Genomic DNA, 23,137 nt, shown 5'->3' on the forward strand with positions numbered 1-23,137 from the left:
AGCGCCGATGGTACTGCACCGGGGACGGTGTGGGAGAGTAGGACACCGCCGGACAATCTTTATACCGAAGGCCCCGATCTCAGGATCGGGGCCTTCGACGTTTCCAGGGGGAAAATCTTGGGCCCGGCCGTGGTGGCCGGGCTTTCGTCGTTTCGCGGGAGTGCCGGCGCCGGCGAATGGCTGTCAGGCGTTGGTGTTTCACCGAGTCCGCCATGCGCCGGGCTTTTGATGTCTCTCCAGGAGGTATCTAGTCCGGCATCCGTGCCGGCCTTTCGTGTTTTGAGGCCGTGAGTTCAGCTGAGCTATGGCCTTCGCGGGGAAGTGCCCCGTCTCCCCAGGCGCCGGGCTTTGATGTTCACGGTGAAGTATCAGCCTGCCCACGCGCTGAGCTTTGACGTTTCTCGCTGCTTCGCCGGCGACACGACGCTCCCCTACCCATCCGCGCTAGGCGCGAATGCCACGACTTCTGCGGTGGCTGAGCCCCGCTAAAAGGAGGTATCACGCCCGGCTTTCGTGCTTCTGGGGTTGTTCCGGAGATCTGGCCGCGATGGGCCTGGATTCTCAGGAGATCTGCCGGGCCCGGCCATCGTGCCGGGCTTTTCGTTTTTCCGGGGCGGCTATCGGCCTGATCTGCCGTGGCTGAGGTCTTCGCGGTTCCCCGGAGTTGGTGTCGAGTTGGGCTATCGCAGCCGAAGTCTCTTGGGAAGCCAGCCTAGGCGGAGAGTCTCCCGGGCGATTCACGTTGGTGTTACTGAACGCATTGCCGGGGAGCGCCGGTTGTCATCCTCGGGCTGTCTCTTGAAGCTCCGGACAGAAACTACTCGGCGCGGATCCCCGTCGGACAGCATCTATCAGGGTTGATGGCTCTCGGGCATCTGAGCCGTCGCCGGTGCATGGTTGTCGATCATTAGGCAATGTGTTTGCTCCCGCTGCGCTCGGGTTGGTGGCTACGGGCCAGGGCGCTCTGCCATAGGTGGCTGGAGTGCGACGGGGGAACGAATCCCGGGGCACCTGTGTAGCGCGTACTTCTCTTCTGTCGTAGTGCTGGCTTGGTTGTTGCCCTCAAGCGATGCGCTGTCATCTGGGCATTGCGTGTTCTGGGAGCTTGGTCGAGTAAGCCGGGCTTTCGGAGATTCGGGGGTTAGCGGTGGCTTTCTTGGTGCCAAGGCGCCCGATCTTTCGGATCTTCTGATGCTTTGTTGAGCCTGATGACGTTGCTCAACGACACGATCTCTGTTCGCGGCTGACCACGACCTCGATGAGTCTCGTGTGAGCTGGGCTCTTGAGGCCTTGGCTACTCAAGACGCTCTGGTGGTCCAGACTACTGGCTGGATGCGCGAGGTTGGCTGTGCCTACCTCTCGAGGCTGGCCGCTCCAAGGGGTGATCAGCTCTGGGGCAGACGCATGAGGTGGTTCGCGGCTGCTTTCGCGCCGTCGGTGCGGATCAGGGGCGCCAGGGCTGCGGCGTTGCTGGCGATGTCCGGCCATAGGGTCTCGCTCAAGGCGACGGTCAGGGATTCGCCGGTCGGGGTGCCGGCAGGGTGGGCGATGCCGATGCCCAGGTGCTGGATCTGCCGGGCCCAGTAGAATTGGTCGTAGAGCTGGGGGACCACCACCTGGGGTGTGCCGGCGCGGGCGGCGGCGTGCGTCGTCCCGGCGCCTCCGTGGTGGACGACCGCTGCCACTCGAGGGAAGAGGGCCTGCTGGTTGACCTCGGCGATCGACAGGACATCCGGAGCGGAGCCGCTGGGGAGCAGGTCGGCCCAGCCTCGGGAGAGGATCGCTCGTCGGCCGGTCTCGCGGGCCGCTTCGAGCATGGCCTCGGCCAGGCCTGCAGGGGTGCGGATGCTGCCGAAGCCGAAGTACACCGGTGGGGCGCCGGCGTCGAGGAAGGCCTGTAGGTCGTCCGGCAGGGGGCGAGTGTCCGGGAGGATCCAGGCTCCGGTCTGGGTGACGCCGCTTTCCGGTTCTGGCCAAGGAGACAGGGTCGGGTCGGAGGCCAGGAGCGGGTGGTCGGTGAGGATGTGGCGGCGTACATCGGAGATGGGGTTCAGGCCGAGCGTCGTGCGGTGGCTGTTGAGGGCGGGGCCGAAGTTGGTGGTGAAGCGGGCGGCGTCTTGGGCCCACCCGTCGCCTTCGGTGGGGTGTCCGGCAGGAGAGTGGTGGCGGGAGGGCAGGACGGCGGGGCAGAAGGCCGTGAAGACGTAGGGGATCTTCAGGACCTCGGCGACCGAGCGGGCGGCGACCTGGAGGGCGGTGGCGGCCACGATGAGGTCGCAGCCATTCGCCGCGGTCATCACCGTTTCGAACTGGGTGGTCACGGAAGCCTCCGCCAGGCGGCGGAGTGTTTCCGGGGACGGCGGGGTCGTGGGTGGGGCGGCGGCGGTGAGGGTGCGGAGTTCGGGGCCGATCGGGGTGACCGGGAGGCCGAGGCCCTCGATCCAGTCGCGGAAGTCCGGTGGGACGCACAGGTGGGGTTCCTGGCCGAGGGACCGTAGTTCCACCGCGAGCGCCACCAGCGGCTGGACGTCGCCGCGTGATCCGATCGTGGACAGCAGTACGCGCATGAAGTCTCCCCCTGGTGTGGTTGCGAGCACCGATTTTGGGGGGTCACGGGGGTCTTGCCGCAAGCCCGGGGGTCGGCTATAGCTTGAAAGTGGCGGGGTGAATCAGGTGCCCCCGCACTCTTCGCCTTGGATGTCCGCCAGGCATTCCCGCATATGTGGTGATCCGGTGGGCACGGGTAGTTCCCATGATCTGTGCTCTTCGTCCGAGTGATGCGATTGGTCACACTCTGTCGCTACGGTCCGTTGTCCAGCGAATTGATTCGGCGCCGGAATAATCTGTTTAGCGAATGCCGCATTTCCGCCACAATGGTGCTCATCGACGGTCCGGTTATCTGACCTTCCAGCAGGCGGATGCTCGCCGGGTTACCCTTGAATGGCTGGTCGGTAAACGAATCTACGGTGCAGGCGCGCATGTCACGGGGCTACTGACGAACCCCGACAAAGAGAATCCCATGTATAGGCGTGTCGAGTCGCCGTAAGAGAATGGTCGGTTAGCGTCCCTTGTGTCGGGACAAACCCGGAAAGGACGAAGCCGATGGGGGCAGTGCGCAAGGTAGCGACCTACCTTGGCCTGGGCGGAGCCGAGCAATATTCGGATGAGCCCTATGGCGAAGAGGAATACGACGATGACTGGATGCCGGCTTCGGAAAGGGCCGCGAAACGCTGGCAGTCGACGGGGGAACCGTCGCGGATTGTGATGGTACGTCCGAGGAAGTACGACGACGCGCTCACCGTGGGCCGTCACTTCCGCGAAGGCCACACGATCGTGATGGACGTCGCGACGATGTCGACCCTGGAGGCGACCAGAATGGTCGACTTCGCGGCCGGCCTCGCGTATGGCTGCGAGGGTCGCATTGAGCGGATCGCCGACAAGGTCTTCCTGCTCACGCCGTCGAACGTCGAGGTGACCACCGCTTAGCGGTCACTCCGGCGAACGGGTGGAGAGGCGACGCCGAGGCCTCTCACCACCCGATCCCGCGCCGGCGGCCCCTCCGCCGGTCTCATGTGTACGACCTGTCCGACACTCCAGGGGATGTTCCGACCAGCCCCGACCGACCATTCGACCCGGCCCGCGATGGGATTCCGCAGGCCGGGTCCGCCATTTTCGCGATAAATCCGCGCTCGCCATCCGCCCGAATCAGTGCAACCTGGTGCAGCTCGCCATCGGCCAAATTCGTGCCGATTTTCCGCACGCCGGAGCCCGCCCCTCAACGCGGCATCCTCTGATTCCCGACAGGTGGTTCATCTGAGGCAAACCACCCCCGGTCTGTAATTAGCGCCACGCCACGCACCGCACCCGATATTCAGACATACATCGGTATGTTGGTCGGCGCCTGCCGGGTGCCCTCCATCGCGATATCGGAATCGGTATTCGGCCAAAACCGGTCAGTGCACCCGCTGCCCAAACCGGCTACCCGCCTTCGATCGGCGACCACGGAAACCCGGCCGATGACGCTGGTCGTCGGCTGATCGGTCACCCGGCCGGGTCGCTCGAACCGTGAACTTTGAATCCGAATTCGGCCGCCGCTGGAATGCATCATGGTGACCAGATCGGTCCCTCGTTGACTCTCCGCCACGACGGCACCCAGCTGATGGACGAGTCCGCGTGATCCCAGCCGCCCCAACCCTGGCGCTCGGCAACCTGGCCGATCTGACGCCCGAGATGGTGGAGAGTCGACAAGGCGGCGGGCAACTAGAGGATGACGGCAGTGGCGAAGTCGGCCTGGTGGCGGGGCCAGTCCTCTTCTGCGCCGGTGTCGGTTCCGCTGGCCGCCCGGCCCATCACCAGAACTGGACGGTCACCTAGGCAGACGACGCTCCTAAGCGGCCATCCCAGCTGCCCAGCAGAGACGGTGCACATCACCGACGATCGAGCCCACCGCCGAGGTGCCGCCGTAGTGGTCACCCCGCGCGAGGTCCCTGCTTCAGCAGAGACGGTGCACATCACCGACGATCCAGCCCACCGCCGAGGTGCCGCCGTAGCGGTCACTCGGCGCGAGGTCCCCGCTTCAGCAGAGACGGTGCACATCGCCGACGATCGAGCCCACCGTCGAGGCGCCGCCGTAACGGGTCACCCCGCGCGAGGCCCCCGCTTCAGCAGGCGGGTGATCTCGGCGACGTCGGCCATGGCCTGGTCTCGTCGGGTCTTCGCTTCGCGGGCGTATTCGTGAAGGGCCCACACCGCCGACGACGCCAGCTCATGGAGTTCGGCCAGTTGCGCGTTGACCAACGCCAGGTCTGCCTTCTCGCGCACCCGGAAGCGCCACAGCAGCCACGCCCCGAACGCCCCCAACCCCACCCCCACCACGGCCAGGATCAGCGAGAACACGAAGCCCAGCGTGAAGACCACCAGGCCGCCCACCGCCGCCAGGTAACCCGGCATGGGAGAAGGGCGCCGGGGGATGTAGCCCGCCATGATGCGGCGTTCGGCGTCGGTCATCGCCTCGGGGTCGGGGCCGTCAGGGCGCAGGGTGATCGAGTGGCCGAGGATCGGCAGGACCAGGGTCTCGGGCTGGTCGCCCTCGGTGCGGTCGGCCAGGTGGGCGGCGGCGGTGCCGATGGCGGGGGCGGCCACGTGGAGGGCCAGGGCGGCCAGGTAGGGGTCGGCGCCGGGCTTCAGGTCGTCGAGCAGGTGGCCGTTGAGGGAGCTCAGAGGACCCTCGGCCTCGGGGGAGCCGGTCAGGGCCGACAGCACGGCCATCGGCTCGGTGTCGGGCCAGACCGCACGGCCCTGCGGCAGCGCGCCCGAGGGCGGCGGTACGGAGGTGATCTCCTCGCACCGGTGGCGCAACCTGGCCAGCCGGGCCGCGGCCTGCACGGGGCCGCCCAGGGCCGGGATCTGGGCCAGTTCGGGAAAGTCGTTCAAAGAGGGCGGGACGACCAGGCCGGGCTCGGCGGGGACCAGCGCCTTCAGCCACACGTCGTCGTCTCGGGGGACGTCGACCACGTCGAGCTTGCGCAGGACGAAGATCTTCCCGGCGGGGCCGTAGGCGCCACGGGCGGCGGCCAGCCACAGGGCCCGCTGGCCGGAGCCGACCGGGCGCTCGGCCGACAGGTCGCCGAAGGCGGTGCCGAGCCACGAGGCGTGGATGCGGTCGCCGTGGCCGCAGACGGCTAAGGCCAGGCACAGGAACAGAGCGGTCTTCGCGCCGTCGAGCTGGGCCGCCTCGGACAGCGGCTCCATCGCGTCGTCGCCCGCGAGGATGCGCACGAGCGCCCGCACCGCCGGGGAGAGCCAGTAGCCCGGGACCTCGATCGATCCCGGGGGCAGCGGCGGTGCGGTGCCGTCGGCGGCCAGGTGGACCAGCAGTGCCTCGGCGTAGCGGTGCAGCTCTGTGGTGTCGGCGTGTCCGGACGATCCCGACCGGGCTGATACATCCATGCTCACGCGCTGACTCCCCCAGGGCAGGTGGACGTCTGCTTTGCGTTCCGCAGACGCTCCCTTGACCGCGCCCACACTAGACGCCCGTGACCTGTTCGTGTCTTCAGGCGCGCCGATCTGTGGATATCACATCCGCTCGGGCGCGGTTATCCCCAGGAGGTCGAGGCCCTGCAGGAGCACCCGCAGGGTCAGCTGGGACAGCGCGAGCCTCGACTGACGCGCTTCTTCGGAGTCTGCCTTCAGGACCGGGCAGTTCTCGTAGAAGGTCGTGAACGCGCTGGCGAGGTCGAACAGGTAGGCGCACAGACGGTGGGGCTCGTTGCGCTCGCCCACCTCGGTGACGACCCCGCCGAAGCCCAGCAGCTGCAGGGCCAGGGCGCGCTCGGCCGGGTGGGTGATCACGACCGGGCCGTAGGAACCGGCCGGGTCGAGCTCGCCGCCCCGGAAGATGGAGCGGATGCGCGTGGTGGCGTACTGGAGATAAGGACCCGTGTTGCCGGTCAGGGCGAGCATGCGGTCGAAGTCGAAGACGTATTCGCTGTCGTGGCTGACCGACAGGTCGGCGTATTTGACCGCGCCCATGCCGACCATGTGGGCGATCTCGCCGCGCGCGGCGTCGTCGAGGCCCGGACGGTCGGCGAGCACGGCGGCGGCCCGCGTCTCGGCCTCGTCGAGGAGTTCGAGCAGCTTGATGGACTTGCCGGCCCGGGTCTTGAACATCTTGCCGTCGCTGCCGAGCACGCTGCCGATCTGCACGTGTTCGGCCGACACGTGGTCGGGCAGCCAGCCCGCCATCTTGGCCGAGGCGAACAGCATCTGCATGTGGAGGGCCTGGGTGGCGCCGATGGCGTAGAGGAGACGGTCGGCCTTCAGATCCTGCACCCGGTAGCGGATGGTGGCCATGTCGGTCGTCGCATAGCCGTACCCGCCATCGGATTTTCTGATCATGAACGGGAGCGGCTGGCTCTCGCGCCCGGTGAAGCCGGGCGGGAAGACGCACAGCGCGCCGTCGCTGATCTCGGCGATGCCGCGTTCCTGCAGCTCGTCGCAGACCTGGGCGAGGGCGGCGTTGTACATGCTCTCGCCGGCGATGTCGTCGTCGGTCAGGGTGACGCCGAGCTGGGTGTAGACCTTGTTGAAGTAGCGGACCGTGGCGTCCATGAAGATGCGCCACAGGCGCATCGTCTCGGGGTCCTCGGCCTGGAGGGTCACCACGCGGGCGCGGGCCCTGCGGTTGAACTCGGGGTCGGCGTCGAACTTGGCGCGGGCGGCCTGGTAGTAGTCGTTGCCGTTGCCCGCCTCGAGCTGCGCGACCGCGGCCTCCTCGCCGATGTCGAGGAGGTGCTCGATGAGCATGCCGAACGGGGTGCCCCAGTCGCCGAGGTGGTTCTGCCGCACGACGCGGTTGCCGAGATGTTCCTGTACGCGGACCAGAGCGTCGCCCACGACCGTCGTGCGCAGGTGCCCGACGTGCATCTCCTTGGCGGCGTTGGGCGCCGAGTAGTCGACCACCACGGTCTTGGACGGGAGCTCCTTCGGCACGCCGAGCCGGTCGTCGGCGAGCAGTGCGCCGGCCTCGGCGGCGATCCAGGAGTCGTGGAAGCGCAGGTTGAGGAACCCGGGGCCGCTCACCTCGACGGTGCCGGGCAGGTCGAGGACCTCGGCGAGCTGCGACGCCACATCTCGCGGCGCGCGTCGGAGTCGCTTGGCCAGGCTCATCGCGACGTTCGCCTGGTAGTCGGCGAACTGGGAGGGCCTGATCAGCGGGTCTTCGACGGCGTATTCCTGGCCGAACGCGGTGGCCAGCGCCTGCTGGACGCGTTCGACGAGCACGAGTTGCGGGTCGGTCATACACCAAGCCTAGCGACGCGAAACCGGCGTCGTCGCCACGGTTTACCGCCGCTCGGAGAACCACAACCGGTGGGAGCGGGGGATGGCCGCGATGCGTTCGCCGACCTTGCCGACGACGCCCTCGGCGGCCAGTTTGGCGGCCAGTTCGCAGGCGGCCGCGACGCCCTTCGCGTGGGAGGAACCGTGGGCGATCACCACGCAGCCGTTGAGGCCGAGCAGGACCGCTCCACCATGGGCCTCGGGATCGAGGCGTTCGTAGAGACCGCGCAGGCGGGGGCGCTGGAGGAGGCCGCCGATGCGGGCCACCGTGCTGCCGTCGACGGCCTGGCGGAGCTGGCCGAAGGCGTAGCGGACGCTGCCCTCCATGGTCTTGAGCGCCACGTTGCCGGTGAAGCCGTCGGCGACGATGACCTCGACGCGGCCCGTCAGCAGGTCGTGGCCCTCGACGTTGCCGGCGAAGTGGATGCCGGGGGCGGCCTCCAGCAGTTCGTGGGCCCGTTTGACGACCTTGTTGCCCTTCTCGGCTTCGGCGCCGATGGTCAGCAGGCCGACGCGGGGGTTGTCGTGGCCGAGGGCGGTGGCGACGTAGGCGACGCCGAGGTGGGCGAACTGGACCAGCATCTCGGGCTTGGCGTCGGCGTTGGCGCCCGCGTCGAGCAGGATCGTCGGGTCGGGGACCGTCGGCAGGGCGACCGCGATGGCCGGTCGGAGCACGCCCGGCTGGGTCTTCAGCCGCAGTTTGGCGGTGGCGACCACGCCGCCCGTCGAGCCCGCCGACACGACCGCGCTCGCGTCGCCCTTGCGCACCAGATGGCAGGCCACGGCGATGCTGGAGCGGGGGCGGCGCAGGCTCGCCAGGGCGCCCTCGTCCATCGAGAGCGCCTCTTCGGCACGGACGATCGGGATCTCGGAGGCGGCGCCGTAGCCGAGGAGGATCTCGTGGAGCACGCGGGGCTGGCCGACCAGCACGACCGGGACCCCGAGCTCCCTGACGGCCATGACGGCCCCGGCGACGATCTGCTCTGGCGCGTGGTCGCCGCCCATGGCGTCGAGCGCGACCGGCGACGATACGGCCACAGCGCCATCCAATCGATCCGGGAATCCTAGTGAATGGTAGGGGGGACCGGTTGGTGCGAAGTCCGTCGGCTCGCGGCTATGAGCGCATATTCCAGTCGGAGACGGTACGCGACACGATGACCTTGGAGAACGCGGCGTGCCCGGTCAGCCGGATGACCGGTCCGCCCTCCTCGCCCTGTTCGTCGCCCGCCACGATGCGCTTGGAGAAGGCGGCCCCGCCGTCGTCGATGATGTGGGCGTTGGCCGGCATCCGGATGATCACCTTGCTGAAGGCGGCCTGGATGTCGACGGTGATCTCCCGGCCCGGCAGCACGGCGCTGCCCAGGTCGATGATCAGGGCGCCGAAGCTCGCCTGCAGGCGGAGGGTCCGGCCGGGCACCCAGCGGCCCTTCTTGACGACCTTGCTGAAGACCGCGCTGACGCTTCTGCGGCCGACGTCGGCCGGAGCGGCGATCGCGGTGGTGGTCGAGGGGAGGTCTTTGGTGATCGGGACCAGTTCGCCCATGGTGACCGCACTGTAGGTGGCCTCCAGGCGGTCGGCGTGTTCGGCCGTGGTGAGGCGGCCGGAGGCCAGGCCCTCGGCGATGACCGCCGCGACCCGGTCTCGGTCGGCGTCGGATGCGCGCTGACCTGGGTCTTCTATCGTCACATTTCCTAGATTACTCCCATTCGAGATATGTCGCGAGATAGGAATTCCCCGACTTCGGCCTTTACCAAATCGTGGATTCGGCTGTCGGGATGGCCCAATACCGGTATAGAGGATGCCCAGACGCCTGACAGGCCTCCTTGGTTTACACGAGATCGGGAAAAACTACCGGGAAGGGAAGGCCGAGTGATCTTTAGTGAGGGCACCCGCGGCTTTCGGGCTTACACCACGAAGCATCTCGACGACCTGCTGCGAGAGAAGGCAGGGTTCGGCGAGGAGGCGCGGCTGCGGGCGCGCGCGGTGGCGACGGTGCTGCCGTTCCGTACCAACGCCTACGTCGTCGACGAGCTGATCGACTGGTCCGCGGTACCCGACGACCCGATTTACCGGCTCGTCTTTCCTCAGGAGGACATGCTGCCCGAAACGGACGTGTCCCGTCTGGCGAACCTCCTCAGGACGGACGCGTCCGTCAAGCAGCTCACGGCCGCGGCCAACGAGGTGCGGATGGGTCTCAACCCCCACCCGGCCGGGCAGCTCGACCTGAACGTGCCGAAGATCGGCGACGAGCCGGTGCCCGGCATGCAGCACAAATATCCCGAGACGGTGCTGTTCTTCCCCAAGCAGGGGCAGACCTGCCACGCCTACTGCACCTACTGCTTCCGCTGGGCGCAGTTCATCGGCGAGCCCGACCTGAAGTTCGCCTCCGGCGACGTCGACGCCCTCGTCGGCTACATCCGCCGCCACCCCGAGGTGACCTCGGTGCTGTTCACCGGCGGCGACCCCATGATCATGGGAGAGGCGGTGCTGCGCCGCTACGTCGAGCCGCTGCTGGAGATCCCGCAGATCGACTCGATCCGCATCGGCACCAAGTCGCTGGCCTACTGGCCCGGCCGCTTCGTCACCGATCCCGACGCCGACGACACCCTCAAGCTGTTCGAGCAGGTCGTACGGTCAGGGAAGAACCTCGCCTTCATGGCGCACTTCTCGCACCCCCGCGAGCTCGAACCCCAGGCGGTGGGCTCGGCGGTCCGCCGGATCCTGGACACCGGCGCCACGATCCGGACCCAGGCGCCCCTCATCCGCACCATCAACGACGACGCCGCCACGTGGGCGCACATGTGGCGCCGGCAGAACTCGATGGGGATGGTCCCCTATTACATGTTCGTCGAGCGGGACACCGGGCCCCAGGACTACTTCGCGGTGCCGCTCGCCGAGGCGTACGAGACCTTCAGGGACGCCTATGCCCAGGTCTCCGGTCTCTGCCGGACGGTCAGGGGGCCCTCGATGTCGGCCACCCCCGGCAAGGTCTGCGTCGACGGTGTGACCGAGGTGAACGGCGAGCGCGTGTTCGTCCTGCACTTCATCCAGGCCCGCGACCCCGGGCTGGTCGGGCGTCCCTTCTTCGCCCGGTACGACCCCAAGGCCGTCTGGCTGACCGACCTGCGCCCCGCGTTCGCCGACCGATTCCCCTTCGAGCCGCCGGCACCCCTCGCGGCCTGACCGCTTGCCAAGGGACGGAAAACAATTCCTCCCGGCCCGGGCGCCGTGTTTACCGTGCCTTTCTCCCGGGCCGGATGTGAATTCCCACCATGTGCCGCCAAGTCGGGCGCCCTCCCGCCCCTCGGCGTTGTGACTCCCGGTCACCGGGCCGTTTCTCGCGGTGATAGAAATTCGGCCTAGCCAATCGGCCGGCGCGAACCCGCGCCGGTTACGCGGGGGTTCTCGGTTCCCGTTCCCTGACCTGGGACGGGGCTCAGGAGGCATTTACATGAAGCGAATGATCAAGGCAGCAGTTGTCGTCGCGACCTTCGGCGTCGCAGCGATGTTCGCCGCGCCCGCTCAGGCCGCGAGCGACCCGATCTCCGACCTGCTCGGCACGCTGCCGATCGGCGGACAGCTCACCGGGCTGACCGGCGCCATCCCCGGCGCCGAGTCGGTCGTCCCGGCAGCGCCGGCCGCCCCGGCCGCCGCCACGGGCTGGGCCGAGCGGGTGCAGGTCACCCCCATGACCGCCACGCCCAACGACGTCTCGGGTGAGCTCAAGCCGGCGCTGTCGGCCATCACCGGCGCGACCGGCGAGCTCACCGGCACCGCCGACCAGCTCAGCGGCGCCGCCAAGAACCTGACCGGTTCGGCCACCCAGGTCGGCCTGGCCGCCCAGGGCCTGTCGGGCGCGGTCAACAACATCGTCGCCGGTACCCGCAGGTAGTTCCCCACCGGACACGTTGGCGTGGCCACGTCAACGTTTCCGTATCTCTGACATGCGAAAACGGCCGGTGCCTTGATCAGGCGCCGGCCGTTTTCTAGTTGTTCGAGGCCCAGGGCCGCACCGAGGTGCGCCGGGCGATCTGTGCCTGCAGTCTGGCCATCTGCCAGTGCAGTTCGATGAGCTGCTCGGTGAGCAGGGCAGGTGAAAGTTCAGAAGGGTCTTCGTCGGCCAGATGATCGATGGCCGTCACCAGCTCACTCATCCCGCCCTCCCATGGCATCGGCGTTCCTTAGATCGAATCCCCGTTCGAATCATAGTGGAACACCGGCCGCAGCGGCATCAGCTTTCGTACACCGGTGCGATGAATCCGCGCGCGAGGGTGTGGGCGGTGATGTTGAAGCCGACCACGGCCGGGTTGGAGTCGGGGTCGACACCCAGCTTGTCGACGTCGAGGGCGTGCACGGCGAACAGGTAGCGGTGCGGCCAGCCGGGGGGAGGGGCGGCGCCGCCGTACTCCTTGATGCCGTAGTCGTTCTTGGCGTGGACGGCGCCCTCGGGCAGGCCCGCGAACGCGGGGCCGTTGCCGGCGCCCTCGGGGAGTTCGGTGACCGACGCCGGGATGTCGAACACCAGCCAGTGCCAGAAGCCGCTGCCGGTGGGGGCGTCGGGGTCGAAGCAGGTGACGGCGTAGCCGAGAGTGCCCTCGGGGGCGCCCGACCACGTGAGGGCGGGAGAGACGTTCTCGCCGGAGAAGCCCCAGTCGTTGAAGACGTGGCGGGCCGACATGGTCTGGCCGTCGGCGAGCCCGGCGGCCTCGACGGTCAGGGCCGCGACTTCCGGCAGGTGGTCGTAGGGAATCGGTGGTGGCGTGGGCATGTCGCTCTCCGCTCGGGATGGGTCGTGATCACCCATCCTCTACCACCTACGCCTTGTTGTAGGCGCTGATCACCTCGGTGGGGTCGCCGTCCATCTTGATCTTGCCCTTGTGCAGCCAGATGACCCGGTTGCAGGTCTCCTCGATGACGTCGAGGTTGTGGGCGACCAGGAAGACGGTGCCCGCCGACTCGCGCATCTGCATGATGCGCTTCTGGGAGCGCTTGCGGAACTCGCGGTCGCCGGTGGCCAGCGCCTCGTCGATCAGCAGCACGTCGTGGACCTTCGCCGACGCGATGGCGAACCGGAGACGGGCTCCCATGCCGGAGGAGTAGGTCGACATCGGGAACTGGACGAACTCGCCGATGCCGGAGAAGTCGACGATCTCGTCGTATTTGGCTTTGACCTCGGAGGGGGTCATGCCCATCGCGTAGCACCCGAGGGTGATGTTGCGCTCGCCGGTGAGCTCCTTCATCAGGGCGGCGTTGACGCCCAGGAGCGACGGCTGGCCGTCGGTGTAGACGGCGCCGGAGGCCGGCGGCAGCAGGCCCGCGATGGCGCGCAGCAGGGTCGACTTGCCCGAGCCGTTGCGGCCGATGATGCCGATGGCGTCGCCGTGGCGGGCCACGAACGAGACGCCCTTCACGGCGTGGACCTCGCGCATCTGCGGGCGGCCCTGCCGTTTGACCAGCCGGAGCAGGGCGGTGGCGGCGTTGCCCTTCTCCTCGTCGGAGGCGGCGCCCCAGACCTTGTAGATGATGTTGAGGTCGTCGACGATGACGGTCGGGGTGCCGGTGGCGGACCTCTTGGTGGTCGCCTCCTGCTCTTCGGCGGTCAACGGCCACACCCTTTCCATCGCCATCGGCTTCGCCTCAGCCACGTCCGTACCTCTCTTCGGCGCGCCAGAAGTACCAGAATCCGATGACAAGGGCGAACACGGCCCAGAATATGGCAGTCGTCCAGGCCCACTGGGGTGCGGGGTGGTCATGGATCAGCAGGTCGCGCATCAGTTCGATGTAGGCGGCCGCCGGGTTGAGCTCCATGATGTACTGCACGAATGCCAGCTCCTCGGGCAGGTCGGCGACCCGGTCGGGGATGCTGAAGAAGACGCCGGAGGCGTAGAGCCACGTGCGCATGATGAACGGCAGAAGCTGGTTCATGTCGCGGGCGAAGGCGCCGACGCGGGCCATGAACAGGCTCGCCCCGACGTTGAAGGTGAGCTGCAGCAGCAGCGCGACCGGGATGAACAGCCAGGCGAGGGTGACCGTCTCACCCGTGAGCAGCACGATGCCGATGAGCACGAGCATCGACCACATGAGCTGCTGGAGTTCCTGCACCGCGTAGGCGAGCGGCAGGGCGGCCCGGGGGAAGTGCAGCGCCCGGATCAGCGACAGGTTGTTCGAGATCGACTTGGCACCGCCGCTCACCGTGCGCTGGGTGAACGTGAAGATGAAGACGCCGGTGATCAGGAAGGCGGTGTAGTTGCCGATGTCCTTCTTCTGATCGAGGATCACGCCGAACATCAGGTAGTAGACGCCCGCGTTCAGGAGCGGGGTCAGGAGCTGCCAGAGCTGGCCCAGCATCGACTGGCTGTATTTCGAGACGTTGCGGGACGTCGCGTACTTGAGCACGAAATGCCGACGGGCCCAGAGCTGGCCGACGTAGTAGGGCAGGCTCGGGCGGGCGATCGCGCGACGGAGACCGTGGCGTTTGGCGAGCGCGGCCAGCGATTCCGTCGCTGCGCCGCCCTGCGCGTCCGCGACGGCGGAATCCGGCTGGCTCATGGCAAGGACTCTATTGGATGCAGATGAACGAGGCGCCTGCGATGGTCATCCGTAGGCTCCTCGTGGGGGTTGGGTGAAGCCACCGGCGGCGGGGTGCCACGGCAGGGTCAAAGGTAGCCCACCAGGTCCTGATATGGGGACAACGCCACGGTCGGTACCGCAAAGGCCGTACCTTGGCTCCACCAGCATCTAGACATGTGTACCTTTATGGGGTCTTTAAAGCTTATTGCGAGGTTTGCGGCGACCTTCTTGGTATGCGTGTGACGCCCGACTGACGCACGTGTGACCGAACTGCAACGCAGCAGAGACAACACTGCGGTGTGTGGTGAGGGATGCTCGCGGACGACTGGCAGGGCGTCAGCTCGTTTGACCGTGTCTGCAAATCCGGGGTCCCCACAAGGGACCGCGGGGGTGCCGACCTGGACTTATCGCAGCTCAGCGCCAACGCCCATCCTTTGAGGGAGGACCTACTCACTATGCGCGTACTCAAGGGCGCACAGATCATCGCCGGCACTGCCGTGCTGGCGCTCGCCGTGGCCGCCTGTGGCGGCGGCGACGAGGCTTCGAACCCTGCCGCCACTGGTGGCACCGCCGGCGCGGCGCCGGTCACCGTTGAGATCGGGGAGCCGCAGCACGAGCTCGTCCCCGGCAACACCGCGGAGACCAGCGGCGCCGAGGTGCTCAACGCCCTGTTCATCGGTCTTGTGAACTACGACGCGGACAAGAAGCCGATCAACCAGATCGCCGAGTCCATCACGTCGGAAGACCAGACCAACTGGACGATCAAGCTCAAGGACGGCTACAAGTTCCACGACGGCACCCCCGTCGACGCCCAGAGCTTCGTGGACTCCTGGAACTACACCGCCAACGGCGCCAACGCGTACGAGGCCAACTACTTCATGGGTTCGATCACCGGCTACGCCGAGATGAACCCGGTCGACCCCGACGGTGACGGCCCGCAGGCGGCCCCCGCGGCCACCGCGACCAGCCTCTCCGGTCTGAAGGTCGTCGACCCGCTGACCTTCACGGTCCAGCTCACCAACCCGTTCTCGGGCTTCCCGACGATGCTGGGTTACACCGCCTTCTACCCGATGCCCAAGGCCGCCTTCGGCCCTGACGGCAAGGTCACCGCCGCCTACGGCGAGTCGCCCATCGGCAACGGCCCCTTCAAGATGGCCAAGCCGTGGAAGCGCGGCGTCGAGACCACCATCTCGATGGTCCGCAACGACGACTACACCGAGGCCAAGGCCAAGGTCGAGGCGATCGACTTCAAGATCTACACCGACCTCAACACCGCGTACCGCGACCTGCAGGCCGGCAACCTCGACATCATGGACCAGCTCCCCGCCGAGGTCATCGCCTCCGCGAAGGCCGAGCTGGGCGACCGTTACATCGAGCAGCCCTCCTCGGGCATCGGCTACCTCGGCTTCCCGACCAAGGTCGGCGCCGACTACGCCAAGAGCGCCGAGCTGCGCAAGGCCATCTCGATGGCCATCGACCGCAAGACCATCACCGAGCAGGTCTTCTCCGGCACCCGCGTGCCGGCCGACGACTTCATCTCGCCGGTCGTCGCCGGTTACCGCCAGGGCGCGTGCGGCGAGGCCTGCACCTACGACCCGGTGAAGGCCAAGGAGCTGTGGGACAGCAACGGCGGCGCCAACGCCGGTGCGATCGAGCTCGGCTACAACGCCGACGGTGGCCACAAGGAGTGGATCGAGGCCGTCGCGAACAACCTGCGCACCAACCTCGGCGCCACCGTTGAGCCGAAGCCGGTCGAGAAGTTCGCCACGATCCTCGACGACCTGGGCGCGGACAAGTGGAAGGGCCTCTTCCGGATGGCCTGGATCATGGACTACCCGTCGCCGGAGAACTACCTCAAGCCGATCTTCGCGGCCAACGCCGGTTCGAACTACTCGGGCTTCAACAACAAGGAGTTCGAGGAGCTGCTGAAGAAGGCCGACTCGGCCCCGACGGTCGAGGAAGGCATCGCGTCCTACCAGGCCGCCGACGACATCCTGCTGAAGGAACTGCCCTACATCCCGGTCTACTTCTACCAGACCAACGCGGCGTTCTCGGCCAACGTCAAGAGCGTCAAGATCGACCCGTTCGAGCGGATCGAGATCGCGAACGTCGAGAAGGCCTAAGACGGCATCCAACCCGGGCGGCGGAACCCCTTGAGCCGCCCGGGATGGACCATCACTCTTGGGGCAGCCCGATTGGTTGCAGTGGGGCTGCCCTTCGTCATGATCGGGAGACCGAATGGGCCGCTACGTTGTCAGGCGCCTGCTCCAGGCGATCCCTGTGCTGCTTGGCACCACGTTTCTCATCTTCGCGCTCGTCTACGCCCTGCCGGGCGACCCCATTCAGGCCCTCGCGGGCGACCGGGCGGTCGACCCGGTCTTCAGGGCCACGATGCGCGAGATGTTCCACCTAGATGACCCTCTGATCGTCCAGTACGGCTACTACGTACAGGGCATCTTCACCGGAGACTTCGGACAAACCTTCCGAGGCCTGCCAGTGTCGACCATTTTCGAAGGCAAGTTCCAGGTCACCCTCAACCTGGCCCTCATGGCCCTGGTGATCGAGGCGATCGTCGGCATCGGCCTGGGCCTCATCGCCGCGCTGCGCCGCGGCAAGGCCGCCGACACCGCGATCCTGGCCTTCACCCTGCTGCTGGTGTCGGTTCCGACCCTGGTCAGCGGCTTCGTGCTCCAGCTGGTGCTGGGCGTGCAGCTGAAGACCTCGACGGGCATCGACTTCTTCCCCGTCGCGGGCACCTCGGAGGGCTGGCGCAGCTATCTGCTGCCGGGCCTGGTGCTGGCGGGCACGTCGATCGCGTATCTGACGCGGCTGACGCGGACCAGCCTGATGGAGACACTGCGCGCCGACTATGTGCGCACGGCGATCGCCAAGGGCATGCCGCGGCGAAGAGTGCTCGGCAGGCACGCGCTGCGCAACTCGCTGATCCCGCTGGTCACCTATCTGGGCGCCGACCTCGGCGCGCTGATGAGCGGCGCGGTGATCACCGAGACCATCTTCAACCTCAACGGCATCGGCCGGCAGCTCTTCGACTCGGTCTACCTGTCGGAGAACTCGGTCGTGGTCGGCATCGTGACGGTGCTGGTGCTGATCTTCATCGCCGCCAACCTGTTCGTCGACCTGCTGTACGCCGTTCTCGACCCCAGGATCCGCTATGAGTGACACGCTCACCGAGCAGAAGCCGAAATCGGATAAACCGCCGAAGCAGAAGAAGCCGGCGAGCCTGTGGTCGGACGCGTGGTATGACCTGCGGCGGAGCAAGGTCTTCATCATCGCCGCCGTCATGATCGCGATCCTCGTGGTCATGTCGATCATTCCGGGTCTGTTCTCTCCGGTCAACGCATTTGATTCGAGCACGTGCGACCTGACCATCGCCCGCCAGGGCGTGAGCTCGGCCCACTGGTTCGGCACCGACAACCTCGGCTGCGACACCTTCTCGCGGGTCGTGTACGGCGCCCGGATCTCGATCATGGTGGGTGTCTTCTCGACCCTGGTGACCACGCTCATCGGCGGCATCCTGGGCCTGTTCGCCGGCTTCTACGGCCGGTGGACCGACACGATCCTGTCCCGCGTGGCCGAGGTCTTCTTCGCGATCCCCTCGACCCTGGGCGCCCTGCTCATCCTGGCCGTCGTCGGCCGGGACAACGCGGGCATCTGGACCGTGGTGCTCGCCCTGTCGGTGCTGGCCTGGCCGATGGTGCTGCGGATCATGCGGGCGGCGGTCATGTCGTCCAAGAACCAGGACTACGTGATCGCGGCGAGGGCGCTCGGCGCGGGTCCCGGGCGGATCATGCAGCGTCACATCCTGCCGAACGCGCTGGCGCCGGTGATCGTGGTGGCGACCATGAACATGGGCGTCTTCATCGCCGCCGAGGCCGCGCTGTCGTTCCTCGGCGTCGGCATCCAGTCGCCCGACATCTCGTGGGGCCTGATGATCGCCGACGCGCGCAACCGGTTCCTGCAGGCACCGGAGGCGCTGTTGTTCCCGGCCCTGTTCCTGAGCCTCACGGTGCTGGCGTTCGTCATGCTCGGCGACGCCGTCCGCGACGCTCTCGACCCGAAGCTTCGATAGGAGGGGTGATCAAGTGAAGAACCCGTCCGTCGACACGCACCTGCTTCCGGCCGACAGCGGCACGATCGGCACCGAGCCGCTGCTCGCGGTCGACAACCTGCACGTGGAGTTCACCACGCGCCAGGGAGTGGCCCGCGCGGTCAACGGCGTGTCCTACGCGCTCAACGCCGGGGAGACCCTCGCGGTGCTGGGCGAATCGGGCTCCGGCAAGTCGGTGACGGCCCAGGCGATCATGGGCATCCTCGACATGCCGCCCGCGCGCATCCCCAAGGGGGAGATCCGCTTCCGGGGCACCGACCTGCTCCAGCTGTCGGAGGCCCAGCGCAGCCAGATCCGCGGCCAGCAGATCGCGATGATCTTCCAGGACGCCCTCTCGGCGCTCAACCCCGTGTTCACCGTGGGCTGGCAGATCGCCGAGATGTTCCGCGTGCACAAGGGCATGTCGAAGAAGGCCTCCTACGCGAAGGCCGTCGAGCTGATGGACCGGGTCCGCATCCCGGCCGCCAAGCAGCGCGTCAACGACTACCCGCACCAGTTCTCCGGCGGTATGCGCCAGCGCATCATGATCGCGATGTCGATCGCGCTGGACCCCGACCTGCTCATCGCCGACGAACCGACGACCGCTCTGGACGTCACCGTGCAGGCCCAGATCATGGAACTGCTCGCCGAACTCCAGCGCGAGAGCAACATGGGCCTGATCCTGATCACCCACGACCTCGGCGTGGTCGCCGACGTCGCGGACAAGATCGCGGTCATGTACGGCGGCCGCATCGTCGAGAACGCCCCGGTGCACGACATCTACCGCAACGCCGCACACCCGTACACGAAGGGCCTGCTCGAGTCGATCCCCCGGGTCGACATGAAGGGCCAGGAACTGTACGCCATCAAGGGCCTGCCGCCGAACCTGCTCGACATGCCGACGGGTTGCGCCTTCCACCCCCGCTGCCCGTTCCGCCAGGACGACTGCGTGACCGACGTCCCGGCGCTGCACGAGATCAGCGGCACGCGCAGCAGTGCGTGCCACTACTGGAGGGAGGTCCTCGATGGCACCGCAGGGTGACCCCATCCTCGAGGTCCGCGACCTGGTCAAGCACTTCCCGCTGACGCAGGGGATCGTGCTCAAGCGCCAGGTCGGCGCGATCAAGGCGGTCGACGGCGTCAGCTTCGAACTGAACCGCGGGGAGACCCTCGGCGTGGTCGGCGAGTCCGGCTGCGGCAAGTCGACGCTGGCCAAGCTGCTGATGGCGCTGGAGAAGCCGACCTCGGGCACGGTCAAGGTCAACGGCGAGGTCGTCGACCTGCACAAGGGCAGCAATCTGAAGCGGTTCCGCCGCAACATCCAGATGGTGATGCAGGACCCGTACACCTCGCTCAACCCGCGGATGACGGTCGGCGACATCATCGGGGAGCCCTACGAGATCCACACCGAGGTGGCCCCCAAGGGCGACCGGCGTAAGAAGGTGCAGGATCTGCTGGAGGTCGTGGGGCTCAACCCCGACCACATCAACCGCTACCCCCACCAGTTCTCCGGTGGTCAGCGGCAGCGCATCGGCATCGCCCGCGGGCTGGCGCTGCAGCCCGAGATCATCGTCTGCGACGAGCCGGTCTCCGCGCTCGACGTGTCGATCCAGGCCCAGGTCATCAACCTGCTGGAGCGGCTGCAGAACGAGTTCGGGCTGGCGTACATCTTCATCGCGCACGACCTGTCGGTGGTGCGGCACATCTCCGACCGCGTCGCGGTGATGTACCTCGGGAAGATCGTGGAGATCGGCCGGGACGCCGAGATCTACGAGAGGCCGAGTCACCCGTACACGCAGGCGCTGCTGTCGGCGGTGCCGGTGCCCGACCCCGAGGGCCGGGAGTCGCGGGAGCGGATCATTCTGCAGGGTGACCCGCCGTCGCCGGCGAACCCGCCGTCGGGCTGCCGGTTCCGGACCAGGTGCTGGAAGGCGCAGGAGATCTGCGCCGTCGAGGAGCCGCTTCTCCAGATCCGTCCCGGTACGGATCACCTGAGCGCCTGCCACTTCGCCGAGGTCCACGACGTCGTCGGCGCCTCGTAGGCGATTACTCGCAGTAACGGGAAAGGCCCCCGCTGGATCCAGGCGGGGGCCTTTCCACAAGTGGTACGCGAGAACTAGCGAACCGACACGGCGTTGACCGGCAGGAGGCCGGTGACGGTGCCGGTGCTGACGCCCGGGACGGACGGCAGCGACGGCAGCGACGGCAGCGGGAGGCCGGTGGTGGCGCCACCGACGACCTGGCCGACGAGGCCGGGGAGGCTCTTGACCAGGCCACAGACCGGCGAGAGCAGGGTGGCGAGCACGGGGAGGCCCGTGAGGAGCTCGGGCGACGACACGCACTGGGTGTTGAGCAGGTTGGTGACGGGCGTGTCGGCGTGCGCCATGCTGGCGGGGGCGACGACGACGAGACCAGCGGCGGCCGAGGCAACGACGATTCGGCGGATCATATGTATCTCTCCCCTGAGGTGGGTCCGGGCGGCTGAGCACGCGGATGACTACTCTGTGTAGTCAGACACATGTCTACCCGGTCTTTCGTAAGGGGAGGACCCCCCATCCGGTCAGGGAGCGGCAAGGAAGCCGCAATGCTCAGGCGCGAAGCGCCACCCTCGCGACCAACGCGGCGACAAGTAACAACAGCACGGCCCAGATCAAAGGCCCCGAACGGGTAGATTCCGAAGCCCCTCCGACGACGGCCTGACGCGGCCGCGCCGCCATCACCGCCTGCCGGGGCGCGCCGGCGAACAGCAGCGCCCGCCGCGCGTTGGCCACCCCGGTGGCGTCGGCGTCGCGCCGGGTGGCGCCCTGCGAGATCGCCCGGCGCACATCGGTGACGCTCATGCCGGGATGGCGGGCCTTGATGAGGGCGGCGATCCCCGCCACGAACGCGGCGGCCGAACTCGTGCCGTCGCCGACCACATAGGACGCCGGACCGCCCGCGCTGACGATGCGGGTGCCGGGGGCGGTCACCCACACGTAGCCCTGCCGGTTGGAGAAGGGCGCCGGGCAGAGCCTCTCGTCGACCGCGCCGACCGCGATCACCCCGGGATAGGCGGCCGGGTAGGTGCGCCGGTTGGCGCCCTCGCCGTCGTTGCCGGCCGAGGCCACCAGCACCACGCCCCTCGACAGGGCGTAGCGGACCGCCTCCTCCTCGTCGGGGCTGCCCTCGTCGCTGCCGTCGCCGCCGCCCAGGGACATGCTGATCACCTCGGCGCCGTGGTCGACGGCCCACCGGATGCCCCGGGCGACCGCGCCCCTGACCCGCACCTCGACGTGGGGGTCGGTGCGGGCCGGGTCGTCGGCCTCCAGAGTCACCCTGATCGACAGCACCGTCGCCCGCGGGGCCACCCCGACCACCCCGAGCCCACCGCTCGGTCCGTGGCCGCGCCCGGCGATCAGGCCGGCCATGGCGGTGCCGTGGCGGCCGACGTGGCCGGTCCCGGCCCCCGTCAGGTCGGGACCCTCGACGACGGCTCCGGCCAGGTCGGGGTGGCGGGCGTCGACGCCGGTGTCGAGGACGGCCACCGTGACGCCCTCGCCCCGGCTCAGCTCCCACGCCGCCGGAACGCCCATGACCCCCAGCGGCCACTGCCGCTCCCGGGCCGTCGTCCCCAGCTCATCGGCGTGAGCGGGGGGCGGGAAGATCAGCCCGGCCACCACACAGACCATGAGCAGCCGTGATGCCACAGAGGTCACGGCGGCTTATTCTGGCACGCTCACGCCCGCGAATCTGACCTTTCCGTGAACATTCAAATACAGTGCGTTATGTCCGGGCGGGCGACAGGCGCACGTGGGCGCCCGGCGGCAGCCCGAGCCGCTGGGCGGCGTCACCGGCGTTGACCGCCACGGCCACCAGCCCGGCCGAGTCGGTGAAGGCCACCAGATCGCCCGGCGGCACGGCGGCGAAGGTGTCGCGATAGGGGACGGCCAGTTGCCGGCGGCCGAGCCAGACGGCCAGGGTGTCGCCGTCGCGTACACCCAGATATCCCAGGTCGGCGGCGGTGATCGAGAGCTGGACGTTGCCGTGGCGGTCGACCGAGAGCACCTCGCCCTCGCACGCGCCGTCGCGCAGCCGGGAGGTCGGCTCGGGCAGCGTCACCAGCTCGCGGAGCGGGATCGCGGTGCCGAGCTCCATCAGGTCGCGGCCCGCCACCACGTGGCCGGCGACCGGGCAGAAGATGTCACGCCCGTGGAAGGTCCGGGAGACCGGCTTGAGCCAGACGTCCTCGTTGGTGAGCTCGAAGGCCCCGGTGGCCCCGCCGACGGCGTGGACGGCCCACGAGAGCACCCCGTTGTCGGGCCCCACGAACACCCGCCCGCCCGCCTCGATGGCGACCGCCCGGCGGGTGCTCGACCCGACCGACGGGTCGACCACCGCGATGTGCACACCACGGGGCAGATAGGGGATCGTCTGGGCGAGGATCGCGGCCCCGCGCCGCACGTCACCCGCCGGGACGAGATGGCCGACGTCGATGATCCGGGCCTCGGGGGCGATGCCGGCGATAACGCCGTGACACGCGGCCACGAAACCGTCTTCGAGACCGTAGTCGGTCAGGAGAGTGATAACAGGCGTCACACCTGGTGACATTACGTTGCCGCCCCGATAAATGGCGACAGTTA

At 68.0% G+C, this 23,137-nt stretch carries 22 protein-coding genes; 9 read left to right on the plus strand and 13 right to left on the minus strand.

Annotation, left to right across the window (positions count from 1 at the left end):
• Positions 1-1,385: 1,385 nt before the first annotated feature.
• Positions 1,386-2,567 carry a glycosyltransferase gene (locus tag ACYQ78_RS20185; RefSeq protein WP_459802422.1) on the minus strand — a complete coding sequence of 394 codons (1,182 nt, stop codon included), beginning with the start codon at positions 2,565-2,567 and terminating at the stop codon, positions 1,386-1,388.
• 233 nt (positions 2,568-2,800) lie between these two features.
• On the minus strand, positions 2,801-2,980 hold the full coding sequence (locus tag ACYQ78_RS20190) for a PhzF family phenazine biosynthesis protein (RefSeq protein ID WP_459802423.1): 180 nt from the start codon (positions 2,978-2,980) through the stop codon (positions 2,801-2,803).
• 122 nt (positions 2,981-3,102) lie between these two features.
• On the opposite strand from ACYQ78_RS20190, the gene ACYQ78_RS20195 reads away from it, so the two are divergent.
• Together ACYQ78_RS20195 and ACYQ78_RS20200 are read left to right on the plus strand one after the other, a co-directional pair.
• Entirely contained in the window at positions 3,103-3,486 is a 384-nt protein-coding gene (locus ACYQ78_RS20195) for a cell division protein SepF (protein WP_459802424.1), read from the plus strand.
• A gap of 687 nt (positions 3,487-4,173) precedes the next feature.
• The gene (locus ACYQ78_RS20200; RefSeq protein WP_459802425.1) at positions 4,174-4,374 is read left to right on the plus strand and encodes a hypothetical protein; all 201 of its coding nucleotides are present in this window, start codon (positions 4,174-4,176) and stop codon (positions 4,372-4,374) included.
• A 264-nt stretch (positions 4,375-4,638) separates the two neighbouring features.
• Here ACYQ78_RS20200 and ACYQ78_RS20205 read toward each other — a convergent pair whose 3' ends face one another.
• The 4 genes from ACYQ78_RS20205 to ACYQ78_RS20220 form a co-directional block, all read right to left on the minus strand.
• Positions 4,639-5,949, minus strand: coding sequence for a hypothetical protein (locus ACYQ78_RS20205; RefSeq protein ID WP_459802908.1), 1,311 nt, complete (start codon positions 5,947-5,949; stop codon positions 4,639-4,641).
• A 126-nt stretch (positions 5,950-6,075) separates the two neighbouring features.
• Entirely contained in the window at positions 6,076-7,800 is a 1,725-nt protein-coding gene (gene argS / locus ACYQ78_RS20210; RefSeq protein WP_459802426.1) for an arginine--tRNA ligase, read from the minus strand.
• 42 nt (positions 7,801-7,842) lie between these two features.
• Positions 7,843-8,877 (minus strand): phosphate acyltransferase PlsX, encoded by a 1,035-nt coding sequence (plsX, locus tag ACYQ78_RS20215; protein ID WP_459802427.1) that lies wholly within the window; start codon positions 8,875-8,877, stop codon positions 7,843-7,845.
• A 76-nt stretch (positions 8,878-8,953) separates the two neighbouring features.
• Complete coding sequence (locus ACYQ78_RS20220) at positions 8,954-9,526, minus strand: DUF1707 SHOCT-like domain-containing protein (protein WP_459802428.1); 573 nt, start codon at positions 9,524-9,526, stop codon at positions 8,954-8,956.
• A gap of 183 nt (positions 9,527-9,709) precedes the next feature.
• Here ACYQ78_RS20220 and ACYQ78_RS20225 point away from each other — a divergent pair, with 183 nt between their 5' ends.
• Together ACYQ78_RS20225 and ACYQ78_RS20230 are read left to right on the plus strand one after the other, a co-directional pair.
• Complete coding sequence (locus ACYQ78_RS20225) at positions 9,710-11,023, plus strand: KamA family radical SAM protein (RefSeq protein ID WP_459802429.1); 1,314 nt, start codon at positions 9,710-9,712, stop codon at positions 11,021-11,023.
• A gap of 268 nt (positions 11,024-11,291) precedes the next feature.
• A complete protein-coding gene (locus tag ACYQ78_RS20230; protein ID WP_459802430.1) occupies positions 11,292-11,732 on the plus strand; it encodes a hypothetical protein in 441 nt (146 codons plus the stop codon).
• A 94-nt stretch (positions 11,733-11,826) separates the two neighbouring features.
• On the opposite strand, the gene ACYQ78_RS20235 is transcribed toward ACYQ78_RS20230, so the two are convergent.
• The 4 genes from ACYQ78_RS20235 to ACYQ78_RS20250 all read right to left on the minus strand — a co-directional run bounded on the left by ACYQ78_RS20235 (position 11,827) and on the right by ACYQ78_RS20250 (position 14,389).
• Positions 11,827-11,994 carry a hypothetical protein gene (locus ACYQ78_RS20235; RefSeq protein WP_245674930.1) on the minus strand — a complete coding sequence of 56 codons (168 nt, stop codon included), beginning with the start codon at positions 11,992-11,994 and terminating at the stop codon, positions 11,827-11,829.
• Positions 11,995-12,071: 77 nt separating this feature from the next.
• Positions 12,072-12,608 carry a YbhB/YbcL family Raf kinase inhibitor-like protein gene (locus ACYQ78_RS20240; protein ID WP_459802431.1) on the minus strand — a complete coding sequence of 179 codons (537 nt, stop codon included), beginning with the start codon at positions 12,606-12,608 and terminating at the stop codon, positions 12,072-12,074.
• Between the two features lie 46 nt (positions 12,609-12,654).
• The gene (locus ACYQ78_RS20245) at positions 12,655-13,461 is read right to left on the minus strand and encodes an ABC transporter ATP-binding protein (protein WP_459802909.1); all 807 of its coding nucleotides are present in this window, start codon (positions 13,459-13,461) and stop codon (positions 12,655-12,657) included.
• Between the two features lie 16 nt (positions 13,462-13,477).
• Positions 13,478-14,389 (minus strand): ABC transporter permease, encoded by a 912-nt coding sequence (locus ACYQ78_RS20250; protein ID WP_459802432.1) that lies wholly within the window; start codon positions 14,387-14,389, stop codon positions 13,478-13,480.
• Positions 14,390-14,865: 476 nt separating this feature from the next.
• Between ACYQ78_RS20250 and ACYQ78_RS20255 the strand changes: the two genes are divergently transcribed.
• The 5 genes from ACYQ78_RS20255 to ACYQ78_RS20275 all read left to right on the plus strand — a co-directional run bounded on the left by ACYQ78_RS20255 (position 14,866) and on the right by ACYQ78_RS20275 (position 20,560).
• On the plus strand, positions 14,866-16,533 hold the full coding sequence (locus tag ACYQ78_RS20255; RefSeq protein WP_459802433.1) for a peptide ABC transporter substrate-binding protein: 1,668 nt from the start codon (positions 14,866-14,868) through the stop codon (positions 16,531-16,533).
• Between the two features lie 115 nt (positions 16,534-16,648).
• Positions 16,649-17,590, plus strand: coding sequence for an ABC transporter permease (locus tag ACYQ78_RS20260; protein ID WP_459802434.1), 942 nt, complete (start codon positions 16,649-16,651; stop codon positions 17,588-17,590).
• Positions 17,583-18,500, plus strand: a complete 918-nt coding sequence (locus ACYQ78_RS20265; protein ID WP_459802435.1) for an ABC transporter permease — start codon at positions 17,583-17,585, stop codon at positions 18,498-18,500. The genes ACYQ78_RS20260 and ACYQ78_RS20265 overlap by 8 nt, the downstream gene beginning before the upstream one ends.
• Positions 18,501-18,513: 13 nt before the next feature.
• Complete coding sequence (locus ACYQ78_RS20270; RefSeq protein ID WP_459802436.1) at positions 18,514-19,560, plus strand: ABC transporter ATP-binding protein; 1,047 nt, start codon at positions 18,514-18,516, stop codon at positions 19,558-19,560.
• Positions 19,544-20,560, plus strand: coding sequence for an ABC transporter ATP-binding protein (locus ACYQ78_RS20275; RefSeq protein WP_459802437.1), 1,017 nt, complete (start codon positions 19,544-19,546; stop codon positions 20,558-20,560). The genes ACYQ78_RS20270 and ACYQ78_RS20275 overlap by 17 nt, the downstream gene beginning before the upstream one ends.
• A gap of 74 nt (positions 20,561-20,634) precedes the next feature.
• On the opposite strand, the gene ACYQ78_RS20280 is transcribed toward ACYQ78_RS20275, so the two are convergent.
• The 3 genes from ACYQ78_RS20280 to ACYQ78_RS20290 form a co-directional block, all read right to left on the minus strand.
• Positions 20,635-20,967 carry a hypothetical protein gene (locus tag ACYQ78_RS20280; RefSeq protein WP_459802438.1) on the minus strand — a complete coding sequence of 111 codons (333 nt, stop codon included), beginning with the start codon at positions 20,965-20,967 and terminating at the stop codon, positions 20,635-20,637.
• A 139-nt stretch (positions 20,968-21,106) separates the two neighbouring features.
• The gene (locus tag ACYQ78_RS20285) at positions 21,107-22,213 is read right to left on the minus strand and encodes a S8 family serine peptidase (RefSeq protein WP_459802439.1); all 1,107 of its coding nucleotides are present in this window, start codon (positions 22,211-22,213) and stop codon (positions 21,107-21,109) included.
• A gap of 67 nt (positions 22,214-22,280) precedes the next feature.
• Positions 22,281-23,093, minus strand: coding sequence for an SAM hydrolase/SAM-dependent halogenase family protein (locus ACYQ78_RS20290; protein WP_459802440.1), 813 nt, complete (start codon positions 23,091-23,093; stop codon positions 22,281-22,283).
• Positions 23,094-23,137: the final 44 nt, after the last annotated feature.

Source organism: Herbidospora sp. RD11066, from assembly GCF_054661255.1.

What these genes read in the sequence shown, in the direction of transcription:
- ACYQ78_RS20185 (WP_459802422.1), bottom strand. Translation starts at nt 2,567, where the DNA reads ATGCGCGTACTGCTGTCCACGATCGGATCACGCGGCGACGTCCAGCCG.
- ACYQ78_RS20255 (WP_459802433.1), top strand. Translation starts at nt 14,866, where the DNA reads ATGCGCGTACTCAAGGGCGCACAGATCATCGCCGGCACTGCCGTGCTG.
- ACYQ78_RS20205 (WP_459802908.1), bottom strand. Translation starts at nt 5,949, where the DNA reads ATGGATGTATCAGCCCGGTCGGGATCGTCCGGACACGCCGACACCACA.
- ACYQ78_RS20260 (WP_459802434.1), top strand. Translation starts at nt 16,649, where the DNA reads ATGGGCCGCTACGTTGTCAGGCGCCTGCTCCAGGCGATCCCTGTGCTG.
- ACYQ78_RS20250 (WP_459802432.1), bottom strand. Translation starts at nt 14,389, where the DNA reads ATGAGCCAGCCGGATTCCGCCGTCGCGGACGCGCAGGGCGGCGCAGCG.
- ACYQ78_RS20280 (WP_459802438.1), bottom strand. Translation starts at nt 20,967, where the DNA reads ATGATCCGCCGAATCGTCGTTGCCTCGGCCGCCGCTGGTCTCGTCGTC.
- ACYQ78_RS20240 (WP_459802431.1), bottom strand. Translation starts at nt 12,608, where the DNA reads ATGCCCACGCCACCACCGATTCCCTACGACCACCTGCCGGAAGTCGCG.
- ACYQ78_RS20265 (WP_459802435.1), top strand. Translation starts at nt 17,583, where the DNA reads ATGAGTGACACGCTCACCGAGCAGAAGCCGAAATCGGATAAACCGCCG.
- ACYQ78_RS20245 (WP_459802909.1), bottom strand. Translation starts at nt 13,461, where the DNA reads ATGGAAAGGGTGTGGCCGTTGACCGCCGAAGAGCAGGAGGCGACCACC.
- ACYQ78_RS20230 (WP_459802430.1), top strand. Translation starts at nt 11,292, where the DNA reads ATGAAGCGAATGATCAAGGCAGCAGTTGTCGTCGCGACCTTCGGCGTC.
- ACYQ78_RS20195 (WP_459802424.1), top strand. Translation starts at nt 3,103, where the DNA reads ATGGGGGCAGTGCGCAAGGTAGCGACCTACCTTGGCCTGGGCGGAGCC.
- argS (WP_459802426.1), bottom strand. Translation starts at nt 7,800, where the DNA reads ATGACCGACCCGCAACTCGTGCTCGTCGAACGCGTCCAGCAGGCGCTG.
- ACYQ78_RS20190 (WP_459802423.1), bottom strand. Translation starts at nt 2,980, where the DNA reads ATGCGCGCCTGCACCGTAGATTCGTTTACCGACCAGCCATTCAAGGGT.
- ACYQ78_RS20275 (WP_459802437.1), top strand. Translation starts at nt 19,544, where the DNA reads ATGGCACCGCAGGGTGACCCCATCCTCGAGGTCCGCGACCTGGTCAAG.
- ACYQ78_RS20235 (WP_245674930.1), bottom strand. Translation starts at nt 11,994, where the DNA reads ATGAGTGAGCTGGTGACGGCCATCGATCATCTGGCCGACGAAGACCCT.